Here is a 17,820-nt window from a genome sequence, read left to right on the forward strand (position 1 = left end):
GCTCAGATGAATCCGGGCCAGATACACTGGCAGACGTGCGCCGATGAATGCAGATAACTGCGTTGATCAGGCCAGACTCCCTGTATGGTGTGTTCTCCTGCACCCGGACCATGGCATAAGAACGGATCATGCAAAGCACGTTCCCTTCCCTAAGCCTGCTCCCGCTCTTCGTGCTCACAGCCTGCGCTGCTTCCGCGCCACCTCCCAATACGCCTCAGGCTGAATCGGCACTCTATCAGGCTAAACAGACATGTCTGGACACTTACCAGACACGCCCCGGTCAGGTTGCGGCAAACAATATGGGCAAGCTGATGAACTGCCTTGCCAGAGCCACCCAAAAATATGGCCGACAGGCTTACGGCCCCTATGCTCCCATTTACATGGAAGGTGCGTCCAAAGGCGTGGAAGCCGCACAACACCTGCGTGAAGGACTATATACCCCCGACCAGTTTGGAAGTGAGATCGGGCTCATTCAGGAGCAGGAGAATTCGGCAATCCAGCAAAAAAAAGCGCAGATCAACGCACCCCTCGATCCTATTTTGCAACCAGTTCCTGCCAACACCACCCATTAGCAGGGCACGGGTCAGACCAAGCCCCCCACTTCCAGTTGACCGGAATGTGATCACCCGGTCCACCCGGCATAAAAGCTACTTTTTGGCCTGTATCTATTTTAAACCGACCATTCCTGTCCGGAATGTGATGCGGAGCCCTGTTTACCAGTGCTTTAAGTTGCTCAATCCATACAGTGCATGACGCTCATACATATTGCGCAGCATTCAATGCGAACAACAAAAAAAACATGTCGGAAATGGATTGTTAAGCATGGCTAAAATCAAGGTCAAAAACCCGGTTGTGGAAATGGACGGGGATGAAATGACCCGTATTATCTGGCACTTCATCCGCGAACGGCTGATCCTGCCTTATCTGGATATTGACCTCAAATACTACGATCTGGGTATTGAACACCGCGACGCCACCAATGATCAGGTTACGGTTGATGCTGCCGAAGCCACAAAGCGCTACGGGGTGGCGGTCAAATGCGCGACCATTACACCGGACGAGGCGCGGGTGGCGGAGTTCGGTCTTAAAAGAATGTATCGTTCTCCCAACGGCACCATCCGTAACATTCTGGATGGCACCATTTTTCGTGAACCCATTATCTGCTCCAATGTGCCGCGTCTGGTACCACACTGGACCAAGCCCATTGTCATTGGCCGCCATGCTTACGGGGACATCTACCGTGCTGCGGAAACAAAAATTCCCGGTCCCGGCAAAGTCACCCTGAACTACGTACCCGACGATGGAGGCGAACCCATTACACTGGATGTGCATGACTTCCAGGGCCCCGGAGTTACACTGGGAATGCACAATACCCAGGCTTCCATTGAAGGGTTTGCCCGTGCCTCCCTCTCCTACGGGCGGGACCGCAAGCTCCCCGTTTACCTTTCCACCAAGAACACCATCCTCAAAGCCTACGACGGCATGTTCAAGGATGTGTTTGCAAAAGTGTATGAGGAAGAGTTCAAGGCCGAATTTGAAAAACTGGGCCTGACCTACGAACACCGCCTGATTGATGATATGGTTGCCTGCGCGCTCAAATGGCCCGGTGGCTACGTATGGGCCTGCAAAAACTACGATGGCGATGTGGAAAGTGACATTGTTGCCCAAGGTTTTGGCAGCCTTGGTCTGATGACATCCGTCCTGCTCAGCCCATCGGGGGATGTGGTGGAGGCCGAAGCCGCACACGGCACCGTAACCCGCCATTACCGCGAACATCAGAAGGGTCGCCCGACCAGCACCAACCCCATAGCTTCCATTTTTGCATGGACTCGCGGGCTGGCTTACCGGGGCAGGTTCGACAACACACCCGACGTGGTGCATTTTGCCAACACACTGGAAAAAGTCTGTATTGATACAGTGGAAAGCGGCCAGATGACCAAAGATCTGGCGCTGCTGGTCGGCAAAGACGCCCAGTGGCTGGATACCCAGCCTTTTCTGGATGTGTTGGACGAACGCCTTAAAAAAGAACTGGCAAAAGCCTAAGCAACTCTTGCAGGCCCGTACGCCACGGGCCTGCTTTTGCACCCTCTGGCATAACGCCCACAGACCCTGCCAAATATGCTTGCGAACAAGCCATTTACCATTGCGTCCAAACCAGTGCTGACGCAAAACAGGGCTTTGTATCTTAGCATAACCAAAAGAGCAGGAACCTGCGTATGTCAGACACACCCGCAGACACAGACGTTGCCATTATCGGGGCTGGCCCGGCCGGGCTGTTTGCCGCTTTCCAATGCGCCATGCTGCGCCTGCGTTGCGTGCTTATAGACGTCCTGCCCGAAGTTGGCGGGCAGTGCGCAGCCCTGTACCCGGAAAAACCGATATATGACATTCCCGCCTGCCCAGCGGTAGAAGGGGCCGAACTGATTGGCAATCTGGAACGCCAGATTGCCCCGTTCAGCATCCCTCGCCTGCTCAAACATCGGGTGGAAAGCCTGAGCGGGCAACGCGGGGACTTTACGCTCGTTACGGACCAAGGGCGCAGCCTGCACGCCAAAGCGGTTATTATTGCAGCAGGTGCTGGCGCATTTGGCCCCAACCGTCCCCCTCTGGATGGGCTGGATACGTATGAGGAAACCGGCGCGGTGCAATATTATGTCCGCCGTAAAGCCGATTTTCAGAACAAGCGCATCGTCATTGCCGGTGGGGGCGATTCTGCACTGGACTGGGCACTCTCGCTTAAGGATCTGGCTGCAAAACTTTATCTGGTGCATCGCCGCGACCGCTTCCGTGGTGCACCGGAAAGCCTGCGCCAGCTCGACGAGGCTGTAGCAGCAGGGCGGATTGAAAAAGTCGTTCCATACCAGCTTCATGCCCTGCGCGGAAATCAGGGAGCCCTGACCGGTGTGGATGTTATTGATATGGATGGCGCCACACGCACACTGGAAGCCGATGTGCTGCTCCCCTTCTTTGGTCTGGCCACCGACCTTGGTCCGGTAGCCCGCTGGGGCATGGACACGCAACGCTCTACCATTCCCGTAACCCCATCCAACTGCGAAACCAGCCTGCCCGGCGTTTTTGCCATTGGGGACGTAGCCACCTACCCCGGCAAGCTAAAACTGATCCTCCAGGGATTCAGCGAAGCGGCCATGACGGCCCATGCCATTCACCCCATTATTTACCCCGACCAGGCCCTGCATTTTGAATACTCGACCAGCAAAGGCGTGCCTGCTGCATAGCTTTTAACCCGATCTGCTGGTCATCTGCCATAATACCCCCCTTTTTTGCGGGTAAGCCACCAAAGGGTAAAGACCAGCAGTTTCCAGTGCCATTCAGGCGGGTGGGCCTCTCCCATCCTCTCATAAGGATGAAGCCGTGCAAGTCATTATTCTTGGCGCAGGTGTTGTAGGCGTTACGTCTGCTTGGTACCTCAACGCTCTGGGGTATGACGTGACCGTCATTGACCGCCAACCCGCCCCTGCGCAGGAAACATCCTTTGCCAATGCGGGGCAGGTTTCACCCGGTTATGCGTCCCCCTGGGCTGCTCCGGGGCTGCCATGGCAGGCCATGAAGTGGATGCTGCACCCACGCCATAGCCCGCTGGTTATTCGCAAACGGCTGGACATAGGAATGCTGCGCTGGATTCAGCAGCTTCTTAAAAACTGCAATGCCCAGTCCTACGCGCTCAACAAAACCCGCATGTTACGCGTTGCCGAATACAGCCGCGACTGCCTTGACGCCCTGCGGGAAGAAACGGGCATGACCTACGATGACCGCCAGCAGGGGCTGATCCAGCTTTTCCGTACCGACAGGCAGATCAGCAAAAGCGAACGGGACATACGTTTGCTGGCCGAATGTGGTGTGCCCCACCAGCTCCTGAATGTGGATGATATTCTGGAGCATGAACCGGGATTACGGCATTCTGCCCACCTGCTTAAAGGTGGCCTTTTCCTGCCCAAAGACCAGTCTGGAGATGCCCATATTTTTACCCAGCGGTTAGCCCGCATGGCACAGGCCAAGGGTGTGCGTTTTCTGTACAACACAACCATTCAGGGGCTGGATGCCACAGCCAGCCGGATTATGTCCGTCCGCACCAGCGCTGGGCACCTAAGCGCAGATGCCTATATTGTGGCTTTAGGCAGTTATAGCCCCCGCCTCCTCCGCCCACTTGGGCTGCATCTGCCGGTTTACCCCGTTAAAGGCTACTCCCTGACCTTACCATTAACGGACGAGAGCCACGCCCCGCTCGCCACCATTAATGATGCAACCTACAAGGTCTCCATTACACGGCTGGGAAACAGAATTCGGGTTGGCGGCACGGCAGAGTTAACGGGTTACAACCTCAAACTCAGTCCAGATCGGCGGGAAACACTCGAACTCTCATTTTCCGAACTTTATGGTGGAGGCGACCTGAGTGCCGCCACGTACTGGACCGGCCTGCGCCCCTGCACACCAGATGGTACCCCAGTCATTGGGCCAGCCATGCCGTTTGGCAATTTGTGGCTGAATACCGGCCACGGCACATTGGGCTGGACAATGGCCTGTGGGTCTGGCCGCCTGATTGCTGATATGATTGACGGCCGCAAAACCGATATTCCTACCCTTGACCTGGCGCTAAACCGCTACAACCGACCATAGCAAAAGGGCCAGAAAGCTTAAGCTCTCTGGCCCTTTTAACTTAAGGCACTTATGCCTCCGTTCTGTAGCAGGGTCGCTTATGCAACCCTGCTTTTCAGTTCGGAAGAATTACTGTGCGGATTCAGCAGTCGGTGCAGCAGCTTCACCTTCGGCAGCTTTTTTAGCGTGCTTGCCGTGGTGCTTGCCGTGCTTGCCAGCGTGCTTGGCGTGCTTTTCAGCTTTCTTGCTTTCTTCCGTGGCTGCTGCAGGTGCAGCGGCTTCCGGAGCAGCAGGAGCGGCGGGTGCAGCAGCGGTCGGTGCGGCAGCTGCCGGTGCAGCAGGAGCAGCAGCTTCCTGAGCAAAAGAAGGAGCTGCAACGCCCATCAGGGCAACAGTGGAAAGAGCTGCGAGCAGACGACGAGAAATCATGTCTTAAATCTCCAATACAACCGACCAGAATGCTTTGGGTTCTACTTCGGAAAACGATGTGTAGACCCGATAGGCCGGTTTCTGACTTAATGCATATCACGGCATAAACTGGCCGTCTGCGTTTAAAATTTGCGCAATATTAGCACATATTATGTGTCCAACGCACTACTGCCGTATTTTTGCCATATTTGCATATGCCACCAACAAAAAACCACCCGGAATGGGCGGTTTTCCTTGGTAGTTGCAGTAATCTTAACATTTTTGAGGCAAAGCAGCGCAGTAAAAAAGTGATCTGTGCCACATATTGCCAGACTTGCCATGCGCACAAAAAAACAGGGGCCACGTTTACACGTGGCCCCTTGTTCCAATCAGCCTTCGCGGCTTTTGGAGCGCTTCTTGCGTTCGTTCGGATCAAGATAACGCTTACGCAGACGAATGGCAGACGGTGTTACTTCCACCAGCTCATCGTCTTCAATGTAAGCAATAGCCTGTTCGAGGGACATGCGGCGCGGGGGAGTCAGCATCAGAGCTTCGTCTTTGCCGGATGCACGCATGTTGGTCAGCTTCTTTTCACGGACCGGGTTCACTTCCAGATCGTTTTCGCGGGAATGCTCACCAATGATCATGCCAACATAAACTTTTTCGCCAGCATCCACGAACAGTGTGCCACGGTCCTGCAAGGAGAACAGCGAGTATGTTGTGGTGTTGCCATCTTCAGCGGAGATCAGCGACCCGTTGCGACGCCCTTCAATGGTGCCAGCATAAGGCTGATAACCAAAGAAAAGGCGGTTCATAATCCCTGTACCGCGCGTGTCGGTCAGGAATTCGCCGTGGTAGCCGATCAGCCCGCGTGAGGGGATGATGAACGTCAGGCGGACCTTATCGCCACCGGAGGGGCGCATATCCTGCATCTGGCCTTTACGCAGAGACATTTTCTCCACGACCACGCCGGAATAGGGTTCGTCCACATCAATGGTGACTTCTTCGTACGGTTCTTCGCGTTCACCAGTCTCTTCGTTCGTGCGGAACAGCACTCGCGGACGACCAATGGTCAGCTCAAACCCTTCACGGCGCATGGTTTCGATCAGCACACCCAGCTGAAGTTCCCCACGACCGGCCACTTCAAACGCTTCGCTTTCGGGGCTGTCGGTCACACGAATAGCAATATTGCTTTCGGTTTCCTTGAACAAACGGTCACGAATCTGGCGAGACGTTACCTTTTTGCCTTCACGACCACCCAGAGGGCCATCGTTCAGACGGAAGGTCATGGACAGGGTTGGCGGGTCAACTGGAATAGCTTCCAGCGGTGCGGTAATTTCTGGTGCGGCAATCGTATCTGGAATAGTCGCTTCGGACAGACCAGCCACAGCCACAATGTCCCCTGCTTCCACTTCTTCAACCGCAACGCGGTCAAGGCCACGGAAGGAGAGCAGCTTGGTCAGACGGCCTGTTTCCACCACCGAACCATCTGCACGCAGCACTTTAACAGGCATGTTCACACGGGCACGGCCCTGTTCCACACGCCCGGTCAGCACACGACCGAGGAAGTTGTCGTTTTCAAGGATTGTAGCCGTCATTGCGAACGGCTTTTCCTTGTCCAGTGCAGGTGCTGGAACATGTTTGAGAATCAGGTCAAACATGGGGCTAAGGTCCTTACGGGCCCCATCCAGTTCCAGGTCAGCCCAGCCCTGACGGCCAGATGCGTAGAGCATGGGGAAGTCGAGCTGTTCGTCATTGGCGCCAAGAGCTGCGAACAGGTCGAACACTTCGTTATGAACTTCGTCCGGGCGGGCATCGCCACGGTCGATCTTGTTCACAACGACAATCGGCTTAAGCCCGCGGGCCAGAGCCTTACCCACCACAAACTTTGTCTGGGGCAGAGCGCCTTCCGCAGAGTCGACCAGCACAACCGCGCCGTCCACCATGCTCAGAATACGTTCCACTTCCCCGCCAAAGTCGGCGTGTCCGGGTGTGTCGATAATGTTGATGCGGGTGTCTTTCCACACAACAGACGTGCATTTCGCCAGAATGGTAATACCACGCTCACGTTCCAGATCATTGCTGTCCATGGCGCGTTCAGCAACATGCTGATGCTCGTGGAAGGAGCCTGACTGTTTCAGCAGTTCGTCAACGAGAGTGGTCTTGCCATGATCGACGTGTGCAATGATGGCGATATTGCGGATATCCATGAAGTCGGCCTGATTGCTCCTGCGCGCCGTACCGCCTCTTCCATGCTTGGAAGGGCGGGCAGCGATCGCTGTGGTGTTTGCGTGGCCGCACAAATAGCCCTCCCAGCACCAGAATGCACGTAAAATTCTTATGTCCGCGCCACATAGGGGTTGACCTGCGCCATTCCTGCGTCAGAACCAGAGCCTCAAAACACCTCCTTTCTGCTCCAGCCAAGCGGCACTCCCTTTACGACTCCGCCTGAAAGAACCCTATGCCGGGTCTCGCCTCACCATTGAATACGCGCGTTCAATTTTTGCCCACGGCAACCCTTGCCGCTCTTGGACTGGTTTTTGGGCTGGTCATGGGTTTGGGCGCACCCCTGTTTACGCTTGACCTGACCGACCGGGGCTATGGCGCGGGCATGGTCGCGGCCAATAGCATGATGCACGCAGTCGGTGCGCTGGCCATTGCCCCGTTTATGCCCCGCCTTGCCCTGCGTTTTGGACCCAAACGGGCCATTTTTCTGGCTTTGATGGGGGGCGCGACTACGCTGCTGCTTTTTCCGTTAAGCCATTCCATATGGCCATGGTTTCCGCTGCGTATCCTGCTCGGAGCTTTTTGCGAGGTTATTCTGGTCCTGTCCGAAAGCTGGTTGAACCAGATTACCGACAACCATGCCCGTGGTCGCGTTATGGGGCTGTATAGCACCCTGCTTTCCATTGGCATTGCCCTTGGTCCTGCGCTGCTCACCCTGACCGGACGGCAAGGCAACCTGCCTTTTTGGGGTACGGCTGCCTTTCTGTTTCTGGCGGGGGCGGCAATCATGGCACCATGGATGACCAGCCCCCCTCCGGTTGCACCAACGCAGCAAAGGCTGCTGCGCTACCTGTGGTTAGCCCCCATTGCCATTGCCGCAACGCTGCTGATTGCCATGCTGGATGGTGCGGCCACATCCTTTTTGGCGCTTTATGCCATCCAGTCCGGCTGGACCGAGCGAGCCGCAACCCTGCTGCTCAGCATCATGCTGCTGGGTGCTACCTTTATGCAGGTTCCCATTGGCTGGATCAGCGACCGGACCAACCGCCGTTATCTGCTTATTACCTTGGGTTTTCTTACCTGTGGGGGAGCGTTGCTCTGGCCGGTGGCCATTCATCAGCCCGCCTTGGCCTACCCGCTGCTTTTTGTATGGGATGGCGCGTTTGCCAGCATGTATTCCGTTGCCATGGCAGCAGCAGGCAACCGCTACCGCGATGGTGACCTGATTGCCATTTACGCGCTGTGTTCTCTGGCATGGGGGATTGGCAGCTTTACTGGCCCTGCCATAAGCGCTGCCGCCATGCAGGCCAGCCCACATGGACTGGCCCTGTTTGCTGCAACGCTCTGCGGGCTGTTTGCACTCCTGCCCCTGGTGCTGAAAAAAAGCGTCTGACCCGCAACAGTCGAACACGCCAGCCTGTGTATTGGCTCCATGCAAATGAACAGGCGCGCCCTGTGTGCGGTGTTATGCAGGGCCAGCACCCTGAGTATTGACCTGCAACCTGTACAGCGATTCTCCAGCGCACATAAACAGCCAGTCCCGCTTGGGGCCGCCAAAAGTCAGGTTGGAAACACCATGTGGCAGCCGGATACGCCCGATTAAATGCCCATCGGGGTTAAAAACAAACACGCCACACAAACCTAATGGTCCGCCAACCCCACACCAGAGGTTGCCATAAATATCGGCCTTTAGGCCATCGGGAGCCATCTGCACGCCTTCAAAGCGCATGTTTGTAAACAAACGCGGATTAGAAAGAGGCAGTTCCTGTTTGTGCAGGTCAAAAACATGCACGGACAAATCCCCATCATGCCCGCCCGCGCCACTCTGACGCCCAGATGAAATAACGTACAGGCGCGAAAAATCGGGCGAAAAACACAGTCCGTTCGGGTTGGGGAGTTGCTCCTGCGTCAACACGACATCGATCCGGCCGGAAGGATCTACCCGGAACGTATGGTCGGGCTGCTTATGCATCCCGCCCACAGCGCCTATCAGTTCCTCCCCTACCCGCCAGCGGATGCGACCATCGGGGTTGGTGGCTCCCCCAGCTGCATCGGCGTGGCCTTCGGCCACCGTGTCCCCATATCCCGGATCGGTAAACCAGATGCTCCCATCGGGGTGGGCAATTACATCATTGGGGGAATTCAGGGGTTTGCCTTCAAAATGATCCGCAACAACGTGTACGGAACCGTCGTGCTCCCACCGCACAACCCTGCGCAAAAAATGTTCGCACGAGATCTGGCGGCCCACATAATCAAACGTATTACCATTAGAATGATAGGATTCGGGGCGAAAAACCGTAACGTCCCCCGTTTCCCACAAATAGCGATACTGGCGGCTTGTTACCGTATCACTGAACAACAGGTAACGCCCCTCCGCTGACCATGCCGGACCTTCTATCCATGCGCCATGGTTCCACACACGCTGGATGGTGGCATTGCCACTGACCAGATCGCGGAACGAGCGGTCGATGACCACCACATCGGGGTCTGGTGTGTAGGATGGTGGAGCATCCGGCCCCCATTGCCGTGGTGGCTGGGTGGTCACATCCGGTGGAAAAGCCGTTATGGCGGCGTTCGGGTCCGCCGCCCATGCGGACCGCGCTGCGGCAGCATACGGCAGCACCAACCCGGCAGACAGGCCCTTGAGCACATTCCGTCTGAGCAATCTGTTCCGTAATGAGGTGACCATTTGTGCCCCTTACTGCCTTGGCATGTCGATGCGCCGCCAATACGGCCATCGCCCGCTTCCACTCCCGCACATACCGTGCCGCAGGGGGGCTGTCACCACAGGCATATAAAGGACAGCCGCATAACGCTCAGGGAATTTTGGCAACCCTGAGCAGGTTGGTTGAACCACTGACACCAAACGGCACACCCGCCGCAATTACAACAGAGTCGCCTGGAGCGCCAACCTGCGCACGCCCCACAACATCCAGCGCATCCGCTACCATCTGTTCCACTGTGGTGGAGAGCGTATGCGGTGCACTTACAAACGCCCGTACCCCCCATACCAGAGCCAACCGCCGCGCGGCCTGTGCCGTGGGTGTAACCCCCAGAACCGGGCATGTTGGACGTTCACGCGCAATCCGCAGCGCGGTTGCTCCCCTGTGGGTATAGGCCACAATGGCAGGTGCATGGAGTGTGGCAGCAACCTGCTGTACTGCACTGGCGATGGCATCCGCCACATAGTCTTCCGGGGCCATACGGGCTGCGGCCATATGGGCCTGCCAGCCTGCATCCTGCTCCACCCGCCACAAAATACGGTTCATAATCTGCACCGCCTGCCGTGGGTACTGGCCAGCAGCCGATTCCGCAGAAAGCATGACCGCATCGGCCCCATCAAACACCGCGGCAGCCACATCCGACGCTTCTGCGCGCGTGGGTGTAGGAGCGGAAATCATGCTTTCAAGCATCTGGGTCGCCACAACAACAGGCTTACCCAGCCGACGTGCTTCACGAATAATGCGTTTTTGAATAAGGGGCACACTCTCTGGCGGCAGTTCCACGCCCAGATCACCCCGGGCGACCATAACGGCATCGCTCAGTTCCAGTATGGCCGCCAGATTATCCACGGCCTGTGGCTTTTCCAGTTTGGCCAGCAAGGCAGCCCGTTCGCCCACAAGAGCACGGGCCTGAACCAGATCTTCGGGCCGCTGGACAAAGGACAGGGCAATATAATCCACCCCCAGTTCCAGTGCATAGGCCAGATCAACCTTGTCTTTTTCTGTCAGGGCGGGAATGGGCAATGCCACATCTGGCACATTCACACCTTTATGGTCGGAGAGTGGGCCGCCGGTTTCCACCCGCGTTTCCAGCCAGTCTGGCCCGGTGTGTTCTACAATAACGGACAGCTTGCCATCATCCATCAGCAGGCGACTACCCGGAGTAGCAACCTTGATGATTTCGGGGTGGGGGAGTTGCACGCGTGTTGCATCCCCTAACGCATCCGACAGATCAAAGCGGAAAAGGGCGCCAGCAGCCAGTACGACCCTGCCATTTTCAAACCGCCCCACGCGGAGCTTTGGCCCCTGCATATCCGCCAGAATACCAATGGGGCGCCCAAGCTCGTGCTCAACCTGCCGCACCAGAGCGTGGCGGCTGGCGTGGTCTGCATGAGTCCCGTGGGAAAAATTAAAGCGGAACACATCCGCCCCTGCCAGAGCAAGGTCACGGATGGTTGCATAATCGGACGAGGCTGGACCAAGCGTAGCCACAATTTTGGTGCGGCACGCTACAGAGTCGTTTTTTTTAACATCCGGCGTTGTGACAAGAGACATAAATCCGTTTCTCCTTACAATCCGCCGGTAAAATCAGGACGGGCTGATTGCGTCCTCCGCATCCACACCCCAGATGGCCCGGCGGGGCACCCATCCGTTATATTGTTTGACCGATACCTTGCACCAGGCCGAGCCTGCTGCACATTCCTTGATCGACCCAACCGTACCGGGGCGCAATACGGCAACAACCCCCGCATCGTCTGCGGCACTGGCACGCATCAACACCGCTCCAGGTATTTTTTTTACGTCTTCCAGCGTGCTTATGTTCGCCGTTACCCGTGCATCCATATGGCCTGCGGGGGCAACTTTCTCGCCATCCTTACCAGCCTGTGTGGGAATGGGAGTTTCATCCCCGGCGGGTTCACCGGGGACCAGAAAATCACGCCCACCGGCCAGTGTGGCCTGCTGCATCCAGCCTTTTTGCCCGGTCTGATCTTCTACCAAACGCCAGACATCAAACTCCCGTTCCACGCGAACAGGCATTCCGCGACGATGATAGACCCACAAAATGGGAAAACGCTGCCCCGGCCCGGCACGCATATTCACTTCATCCGAACGCAGGGCCGCATAACGGGGCAAGGGCAGGCCCGTTACGCTCCCTTTTGTCGGGTCTGTCTGCACGCCCGCATCTGGGGCCGCCATATCGGGCGATGCAGCCGGGGCGGCATTGGCCACGCCTGCTGCACCTGCAGCCGCACCGGCAGCTGCGGCTCCAGCGGCAACCGCCGCACCATGGTGCTTTACTGGCACGTGGTGTGGTGTGGTGCCCTGCGCCACAGCATGTTCATGCGCATGTTTTTTATGATGCGCGGTTTTTTTGCCGTTCTTTGCCGTAGCTGTACCAGCTTTGGTTTTGGCGGCAGACTTGCCACTACCAGCTTTATGCCCGGTAGCCGCATGAGCCTCCGCCGCACTGTGCTTGTGGTGTTTATGCACGGCGGACGGAGTGGTCTGGGCCGCAAGACCGGCAGGCGCCGTTATGCCAGAAAAAACAGCCATGCCACCCACCGCGCAGGCAAGCAGACGAAAACGGAAAGAAGAGCAAATGCACATCATGGCTGCATCCCTGCCAAGAGAGCGACGCGGGGGCAAGAGGCTCCGCACACTTCGCTCACCAGTTTACATTCCATAGCAGAACAAGCAGGTGCCAGAACCAAGCGCAACCCTGCTTTTCCTTTACCGGACACGTTTACAATCCTCATTGTCTGCCAAAACCGCACAAACAAAAAAACTGGACAGGCCAAGCCCTGCACGCACCCGCAGTGGCACCTGTACGTTGAACACACCGTATTTACTCACGGAGTCGCAAACCATAACCACGCTCCCCCTTACACCCAGTACGCGCCACAATACCTCCGGATTGCCAAGACCGACACGCACACAACGATGCGCCACCAGCTCTGCCTGACTTATTCCAGCCCTACCAAAAACTCAGCCATGCCCACCGCCACAAACCGGGCAAGCCGGGTCCGCGCTTAACGCCATGGTTGTAAACTTCATGCGCAGGGCATCCCACATCAGCAGTTGCCCAACACCCGACTGACCTATGCCCAGCAGTTCCTTAAGGGCTTGCGTTGCCTGCAAGGTGCCCATTACGCCTGTAACCGCACCAAAAACCCCGGCCTCACCACAGCTCAGGCTTGTGGTCTCACCATCTGTTGCGGGGTACAGGCAGTTGTAACAGCCCCCTCCCCGCTCGGGGCTGAACGTGGCTAACTGCCCCTCAAACCGTTGCACTGCGGCAGAAACCAGAACTTTGCCCGCCCGCACACACGCAGCATTCACGGCATAGCGCGTCGCAAAATTATCGCATCCGTCACACACCAGATCATAACGGGCCACAAGTTCCTGAGCCGTTGGTCCATCCAGCCGCATGTCCCATGTTTCTAGCGTAATTTCGGGGTTCAGAGCCGCAAGCTGGTGCCGGGCGGACTCCACTTTTTTTTGCCCGATGGAGTGCGTGGTGTGCACCACCTGCCGCTGGAGGTTGGAGAGGTCCACCACATCATCATCCACAAGGCCGATTCGGCCCACACCGGCGGCAGCAAGATAAAGCGCAACCGGCGCACCCAGACCGCCAGCCCCCACAACCAGAACAGAGGCGTTCTTTAACGCGACCTGACCAGTGCCCCCGACCTCGGGCAACAAAATATGGCGAGAATAGCGCTGGATTTCATTTTCGCTGAGGTCAAGCTTCATTGGTCTCTTTTACCCGCTCCTGAACACTTCGTGACCGCATGGTCCATAACGGCTGTTATGAACACCCTAACGCCATGTAACAAAGGTCATATTTTTGTCATAACGTAGGGAACCCAACACATTATTATGTGGTTAAAAGAAGGTATCTGTTATATAAGAATTGCAACCAAGACATATGAGGAATGCGTAGCATGACAACCTCCACCCAGTCCGGACCGACAATCCGGCCAGCCAGTCTGACCCGCCGCCAGACCGCGCGCCGGGTGTGTGTTACCGCTGCTGCCGCATCGTTTGGTCTTTATCTTGCTTCCCCTTTTGTAACGCTGTGGTCCGCTGCTTCCGACCTGCAACACCATGATGCAACGGCACTTGGCCGCATGATCAACTGGGGATCGCTGGATGCATCGCTCAAGCGGCAAACTCTGGCTGGCCTGCACCTGAACGTACAGCCCGCAGCGGATGAACTGCCCGAATTTGGTTCCTCTTTTGCATCTACCGCCGTATCCAACGCGGTGGATACCACCGTAACCCAGGCCAACCTTGGCACACTTATAGATGAGGCCATGCCCGCCAATGCCCCTGCGGCACAGGCAACGGCTCCGTCTTTTGCCTCTTTGGCCACGCGGGCGTCTGTCCACTTCAACCGGCTGGACCAGTTTGTTATGGAACTCCCCCTGCCCGGACATGAACGCGAAACACCCTTGCGGGTTGAGCTGCGCATACAGGGCTGGAACTGGAAGATTACCAATGTGGAACTTCCCATGCGGCGCGAACCCGTAATGCAGGCATCCGCCACCCCATCCAACGCCTGATCCGGCACCACAGAACGCACAAAAAAAGCCAGCCTTCCGCAAGGGAAGGCTGGCTTTTTTATTAAGGCCGCGCATTTAGGCGGGGGGGAGGTCCTCTTCAAGGACAACCATGTTCACTGCGTAGCTAACATCACCATCCTCATCATCACGATGAATGGTGCCAATAACTTCGCCCTTAACTGCCAGTTCAACCGACATACCAGCACGTGGTGCAGGGTTGACGGTCAGATCAGGCGAACCCAGCAGGCGGCGCAGCGCAGTTTGCAGGCGGGTAATCTCTGGAGCAGAGAGAGAAGCGCTCATGTCATTCATTCCTTAGTCGAGCAAAATCACGCATCAGGAAAAACGGGACGCGGAGAAAACCAGATCACCCCGTAACCATCAGGCGACCACAACCCCGGCGCATCCGCCTTCCGATCTATCCCGCACCCTATAGGCTATCCCGCTTCGGGGCCGCAACCTTTCGCACCAGTGCCATGCCCTTGCCATGTCCGCGCCATTTTCGGCCTTGCTACTAGAGTCTCCTAGTAAGGGAGACCATTAACCGTGCGACCGCTGCGCCCTCTTTTATCCGCTTTGCTTGTGTGCCTGTCTGCCGGGCTGTGCGTGATGGCTGCGCAGAACAAGCCGCTACCGCCAACCACGCAAAGCGATAGAACCGACCACGCTCTGTACATGGCCACACATGATGATATCGCCCAGACCGCCATAACACTGACGCGGCAACATGGGTGGACCAGCATTATGCAGGCTCTGGCACAGGGCCGCCCCGAAGCGGCCCGCATTGTAGCAACCGTTCTGCCTCAAACGGATGCCCACACAGCCCAAACACTTGAACACACCATGCAGGTTATTCTGCCACGCCAGCCTGCAACCGTGCTCAGCGCGACCGAACCCAATAGCCAGAAAGCAGGTAGCACCCAGACCGTATGCTCCCCTGCCGGTATGTCCACCACATGGCGCAAGCAGGCAGAACAGGCGGTAACAGCAGTGCATGACATTCGCCTGAGCACGCGCACGCAAATCTGCCTGCATACGCTCAAAAACCCTTTGCGCGGGGCCTGAGTTGTATTTTTTCTAACTTTATTTGCAAAAATACAGAAAAATTAAAAGATTTTCTTATTTTTCTATCGAATTTGTACGTCGCATTCCGTATAAGGAATGCGACACACGCAAATGCGATATGACATAAACGCATCTATAGCTTTAATGTTAATATAAGTCATTCATTTATTGAATGAATTGTCGATCCTAAAAATAACAAGAAGTGACCTCGGCCCATGACCGTAATCACCGAACGCTTTCCATCTCATCTGACCAACAAAACCCCGCACACAGCAGGGTGCCATATTGTACGTATGCGTCTTTATCCCCGGGTTCTGGCACCGGGCACGGCCTTGTTCTGCCTATGGGCTGCCCCGGTCTATGCCCCAGCACTGGCCGAAACGGCCCCCAATGCCGCTTACCTGCACCTGCCACACACACCACCTGCCACAGAGCAGGGAACAGCTACACCCCTCACGCCTGAACAAAGAACCGGATCGCGGATTATTACGGCGCCTCCCCGCTCCACCACACAGCAAAAACCCGGTTTTTGGGATAATACCCGCCTGCTCCCCCCCCTGACCAGCCGCCCGGAAGCCTACGGGCAGCCACAGGCGCTGGAACTTAATCCTTTGCCCACGGCACTCCTGCATCAGGGACCATGGGGAGTGTTTAACACCAATACGGGGGCTGCTGCTGGCTTTGGCACCGTGGGCTATTATGCCGTGTCCCGCTGGGCGGAGGACTGGTCCAGCCTGCGTGACAAACGCAACCGGCTGGATGCCATGGATGCGCTTAAATACATTCCGTTCAACACTGCGGGCGACATTTACCTCACGCTGAGCGGCAACTTTCGGCAACATAATTTTTATGACCAGCGGGCAGGTTTTGGTGCAACCAAAAAAGACCCGGCCTACCGCAATAACTTCCGCTGGAATCTGGGGGGGGACCTGCACCTTGGTGAGCATGTCCGCCTGTATGGGGAGCTTATGAGCGGGCAGGCTGGCGGGGTTAATTACTACGGTTATGCCGGAGGGCGGTGGCGCAGCAAACTGGATGCGCAACAGGCCTTTGTGGAGGTGCGTGGCAAGGTACTGGGCGCAACCGTTGGTGGCATGGCTGGCCGCATGACATTTCTGGACGCTCCGCCTTACTTTACCGCAGGCAGCGTTTACCCCTCCATTCCTTTTTCATGGAATGGTCTGCGGGGATACGCGTTCTGGAAGAATTTTCGTATCGACGGATTTTACCTGACATTGACCAACAATGCGCCTGCAACGGCCTTCCATGACCAGGTGGGCTGGAACTCCCGGCTGTTCGGGGCATATACGTCCTACGCTGTGCCAAGCTTCAAGTTCATGGGGCGGAACAGCCAGATTTTTGTGGATACGTTTTATCTGGGTGTGCTGCTTTCCAATAGTGCGCTGCCAACCATGGCCGGTGGCTCCATTGCAGGCTCCACACACCGCGACACACCAGGAATGCGCATATGGGGCAATGCAGGCCCTCTTGAGTTTTCCATTGGGGGCATGTGGCAGGGTGGCGAATTCCGCGCGGCCAAAAGTGGCCCAACGCGCCCTGTTTCCGCCTATTCCATTAATGCCACGCTCTCATGGCGGTTTGCCAAATGGTTTGGCCACCCCGCTATTGGCGTGCAGGTGGATGACGTATCCGGCGGGAACATGAACAAGAGCCAGCACAGCACATGGGGGAGTTTTCTCTCTCCTTTTGTGCCCAGTGCCTACTATCTGGATATGAGCACCTACCTTGGCCAGTCGAACCTGATAGACGTAGGCCCCATTGCCACCATTGCCCCAACATCCAACACGACCCTGCTCCTCAAGGTACCCGCAGTGTGGCGCAACAGCCGGGAGGATGCGATTTACGCCAGCGGCACCGCCTTTTATGGCTATCGCCCACATGGGGCATATACAGCGACCATTCCACAGGCCAGCTTTACCTGGCGTGCAACACGCCACATTACGCTGGGTATTGATGGTGAATATATTTTTGCCTCTCGCAGCATGATCAATGCCGGTGCCTCTTCGGGAGCATTTGTGCAAAGCAACCTTGAACTCACATTCTAACGCATCGGGGCAAACAGAGCCCTTACACGGCAAATGCGCACAAAAAAGCAGGGGAATGCACCCAACCATGCCTTCCCCTGAGCCTGAACGCTTGCGCGGTTAGCCCACTCCCCCCAGAATGCAGGCACACCCTCCATGATCATCTGGGAGAAA

15 protein-coding genes are annotated in these 17,820 nt (G+C 56.6%); 8 read left to right on the forward strand and 7 right to left on the reverse strand.

Annotated features, from left to right (window positions below; translation table 11 throughout):
- Positions 1 to 128 precede the first annotated feature (128 nt).
- From Absy_RS04585 to Absy_RS04600, 4 genes are all read left to right on the forward strand, one after another.
- The gene (locus Absy_RS04585) at positions 129 to 572 is read left to right on the forward strand and encodes a hypothetical protein (RefSeq protein WP_048853540.1); all 444 of its coding nucleotides are present in this window, start codon (positions 129 to 131) and stop codon (positions 570 to 572) included.
- A 250-nt stretch (positions 573 to 822) separates the two neighbouring features.
- Entirely contained in the window at positions 823 to 2,043 is a 1,221-nt protein-coding gene (locus Absy_RS04590; protein WP_048853541.1) for an NADP-dependent isocitrate dehydrogenase, read from the forward strand.
- A gap of 173 nt (positions 2,044 to 2,216) precedes the next feature.
- Positions 2,217 to 3,236, forward strand: a complete 1,020-nt coding sequence (locus tag Absy_RS04595) for an NAD(P)/FAD-dependent oxidoreductase (protein WP_048853542.1) — start codon at positions 2,217 to 2,219, stop codon at positions 3,234 to 3,236.
- A 136-nt stretch (positions 3,237 to 3,372) separates the two neighbouring features.
- Complete coding sequence (locus Absy_RS04600) at positions 3,373 to 4,635, forward strand: D-amino acid dehydrogenase (RefSeq protein WP_048853543.1); 1,263 nt, start codon at positions 3,373 to 3,375, stop codon at positions 4,633 to 4,635.
- 108 nt (positions 4,636 to 4,743) lie between these two features.
- On the opposite strand, the gene Absy_RS04605 is transcribed toward Absy_RS04600, so the two are convergent.
- Both Absy_RS04605 and typA read right to left on the reverse strand, forming a co-directional pair.
- Positions 4,744 to 5,043: a hypothetical protein gene (locus Absy_RS04605; RefSeq protein ID WP_048853544.1), complete on the reverse strand. Its 300-nt coding sequence runs from the start codon at positions 5,041 to 5,043 to the stop codon at positions 4,744 to 4,746.
- 368 nt (positions 5,044 to 5,411) lie between these two features.
- Positions 5,412 to 7,232 carry a translational GTPase TypA gene (gene typA / locus Absy_RS04610; protein ID WP_048853546.1) on the reverse strand — a complete coding sequence of 607 codons (1,821 nt, stop codon included), beginning with the start codon at positions 7,230 to 7,232 and terminating at the stop codon, positions 5,412 to 5,414.
- 251 nt (positions 7,233 to 7,483) lie between these two features.
- On the opposite strand from typA, the gene Absy_RS04615 reads away from it, so the two are divergent.
- Positions 7,484 to 8,641, forward strand: coding sequence for an MFS transporter (locus tag Absy_RS04615; protein ID WP_048853547.1), 1,158 nt, complete (start codon positions 7,484 to 7,486; stop codon positions 8,639 to 8,641).
- A 72-nt stretch (positions 8,642 to 8,713) separates the two neighbouring features.
- Here the strand turns inward: Absy_RS04615 and Absy_RS04620 are convergent, their stop codons facing one another.
- From Absy_RS04620 to Absy_RS04635, 4 genes are all read right to left on the reverse strand, one after another.
- A complete protein-coding gene (locus Absy_RS04620; protein WP_048853548.1) occupies positions 8,714 to 9,937 on the reverse strand; it encodes an SMP-30/gluconolactonase/LRE family protein in 1,224 nt (407 codons plus the stop codon).
- A 127-nt stretch (positions 9,938 to 10,064) separates the two neighbouring features.
- A complete protein-coding gene (pyk, locus tag Absy_RS04625; protein ID WP_048853549.1) occupies positions 10,065 to 11,525 on the reverse strand; it encodes a pyruvate kinase in 1,461 nt (486 codons plus the stop codon).
- Between the two features lie 33 nt (positions 11,526 to 11,558).
- Positions 11,559 to 12,581 (reverse strand): SH3 domain-containing protein, encoded by a 1,023-nt coding sequence (locus Absy_RS04630; protein WP_048853550.1) that lies wholly within the window; start codon positions 12,579 to 12,581, stop codon positions 11,559 to 11,561.
- Between the two features lie 375 nt (positions 12,582 to 12,956).
- Positions 12,957 to 13,724: a HesA/MoeB/ThiF family protein gene (locus tag Absy_RS04635; RefSeq protein ID WP_048853551.1), complete on the reverse strand. Its 768-nt coding sequence runs from the start codon at positions 13,722 to 13,724 to the stop codon at positions 12,957 to 12,959.
- Positions 13,725 to 13,915: 191 nt separating this feature from the next.
- Here Absy_RS04635 and Absy_RS04640 point away from each other — a divergent pair, with 191 nt between their 5' ends.
- Positions 13,916 to 14,536: a DUF2939 domain-containing protein gene (locus Absy_RS04640; RefSeq protein ID WP_048853552.1), complete on the forward strand. Its 621-nt coding sequence runs from the start codon at positions 13,916 to 13,918 to the stop codon at positions 14,534 to 14,536.
- 75 nt (positions 14,537 to 14,611) lie between these two features.
- Here the strand turns inward: Absy_RS04640 and Absy_RS04645 are convergent, their stop codons facing one another.
- A complete protein-coding gene (locus Absy_RS04645; RefSeq protein ID WP_048853553.1) occupies positions 14,612 to 14,839 on the reverse strand; it encodes a DUF3126 family protein in 228 nt (75 codons plus the stop codon).
- Between the two features lie 243 nt (positions 14,840 to 15,082).
- On the opposite strand from Absy_RS04645, the gene Absy_RS04650 reads away from it, so the two are divergent.
- Together Absy_RS04650 and Absy_RS04655 are read left to right on the forward strand one after the other, a co-directional pair.
- Positions 15,083 to 15,601, forward strand: a complete 519-nt coding sequence (locus tag Absy_RS04650; RefSeq protein ID WP_146802563.1) for a hypothetical protein — start codon at positions 15,083 to 15,085, stop codon at positions 15,599 to 15,601.
- Positions 15,602 to 15,816: 215 nt separating this feature from the next.
- Positions 15,817 to 17,667 carry an alginate export family protein gene (locus tag Absy_RS04655; protein WP_084596889.1) on the forward strand — a complete coding sequence of 617 codons (1,851 nt, stop codon included), beginning with the start codon at positions 15,817 to 15,819 and terminating at the stop codon, positions 17,665 to 17,667.
- Positions 17,668 to 17,820 lie beyond the last annotated feature (153 nt).

Source organism: Acetobacter syzygii, assembly GCF_000964225.1.
In the GTDB taxonomy this organism is placed as follows: Bacteria; Pseudomonadota; Alphaproteobacteria; order Acetobacterales; family Acetobacteraceae; genus Acetobacter; species Acetobacter syzygii.

Excerpts from the sequence above, each read along its gene's own strand:
- Absy_RS04635 (WP_048853551.1), bottom strand. The coding sequence starts at position 13,724 with ATGAAGCTTGACCTCAGCGAAAATGAAATCCAGCGCTATTCTCGCCAT.
- Absy_RS04655 (WP_084596889.1), top strand. The coding sequence starts at position 15,817 with ATGACCGTAATCACCGAACGCTTTCCATCTCATCTGACCAACAAAACC.
- Absy_RS04630 (WP_048853550.1), bottom strand. The coding sequence starts at position 12,581 with ATGATGTGCATTTGCTCTTCTTTCCGTTTTCGTCTGCTTGCCTGCGCG.
- pyk (WP_048853549.1), bottom strand. The coding sequence starts at position 11,525 with ATGTCTCTTGTCACAACGCCGGATGTTAAAAAAAACGACTCTGTAGCG.
- Absy_RS04595 (WP_048853542.1), top strand. The coding sequence starts at position 2,217 with ATGTCAGACACACCCGCAGACACAGACGTTGCCATTATCGGGGCTGGC.
- Absy_RS04590 (WP_048853541.1), top strand. The coding sequence starts at position 823 with ATGGCTAAAATCAAGGTCAAAAACCCGGTTGTGGAAATGGACGGGGAT.
- typA (WP_048853546.1), bottom strand. The coding sequence starts at position 7,232 with ATGGATATCCGCAATATCGCCATCATTGCACACGTCGATCATGGCAAG.
- Absy_RS04620 (WP_048853548.1), bottom strand. The coding sequence starts at position 9,937 with ATGGTCACCTCATTACGGAACAGATTGCTCAGACGGAATGTGCTCAAG.
- Absy_RS04605 (WP_048853544.1), bottom strand. The coding sequence starts at position 5,043 with ATGATTTCTCGTCGTCTGCTCGCAGCTCTTTCCACTGTTGCCCTGATG.
- Absy_RS04585 (WP_048853540.1), top strand. The coding sequence starts at position 129 with ATGCAAAGCACGTTCCCTTCCCTAAGCCTGCTCCCGCTCTTCGTGCTC.
- Absy_RS04640 (WP_048853552.1), top strand. The coding sequence starts at position 13,916 with ATGACAACCTCCACCCAGTCCGGACCGACAATCCGGCCAGCCAGTCTG.
- Absy_RS04645 (WP_048853553.1), bottom strand. The coding sequence starts at position 14,839 with ATGAGCGCTTCTCTCTCTGCTCCAGAGATTACCCGCCTGCAAACTGCG.
- Absy_RS04615 (WP_048853547.1), top strand. The coding sequence starts at position 7,484 with ATGCCGGGTCTCGCCTCACCATTGAATACGCGCGTTCAATTTTTGCCC.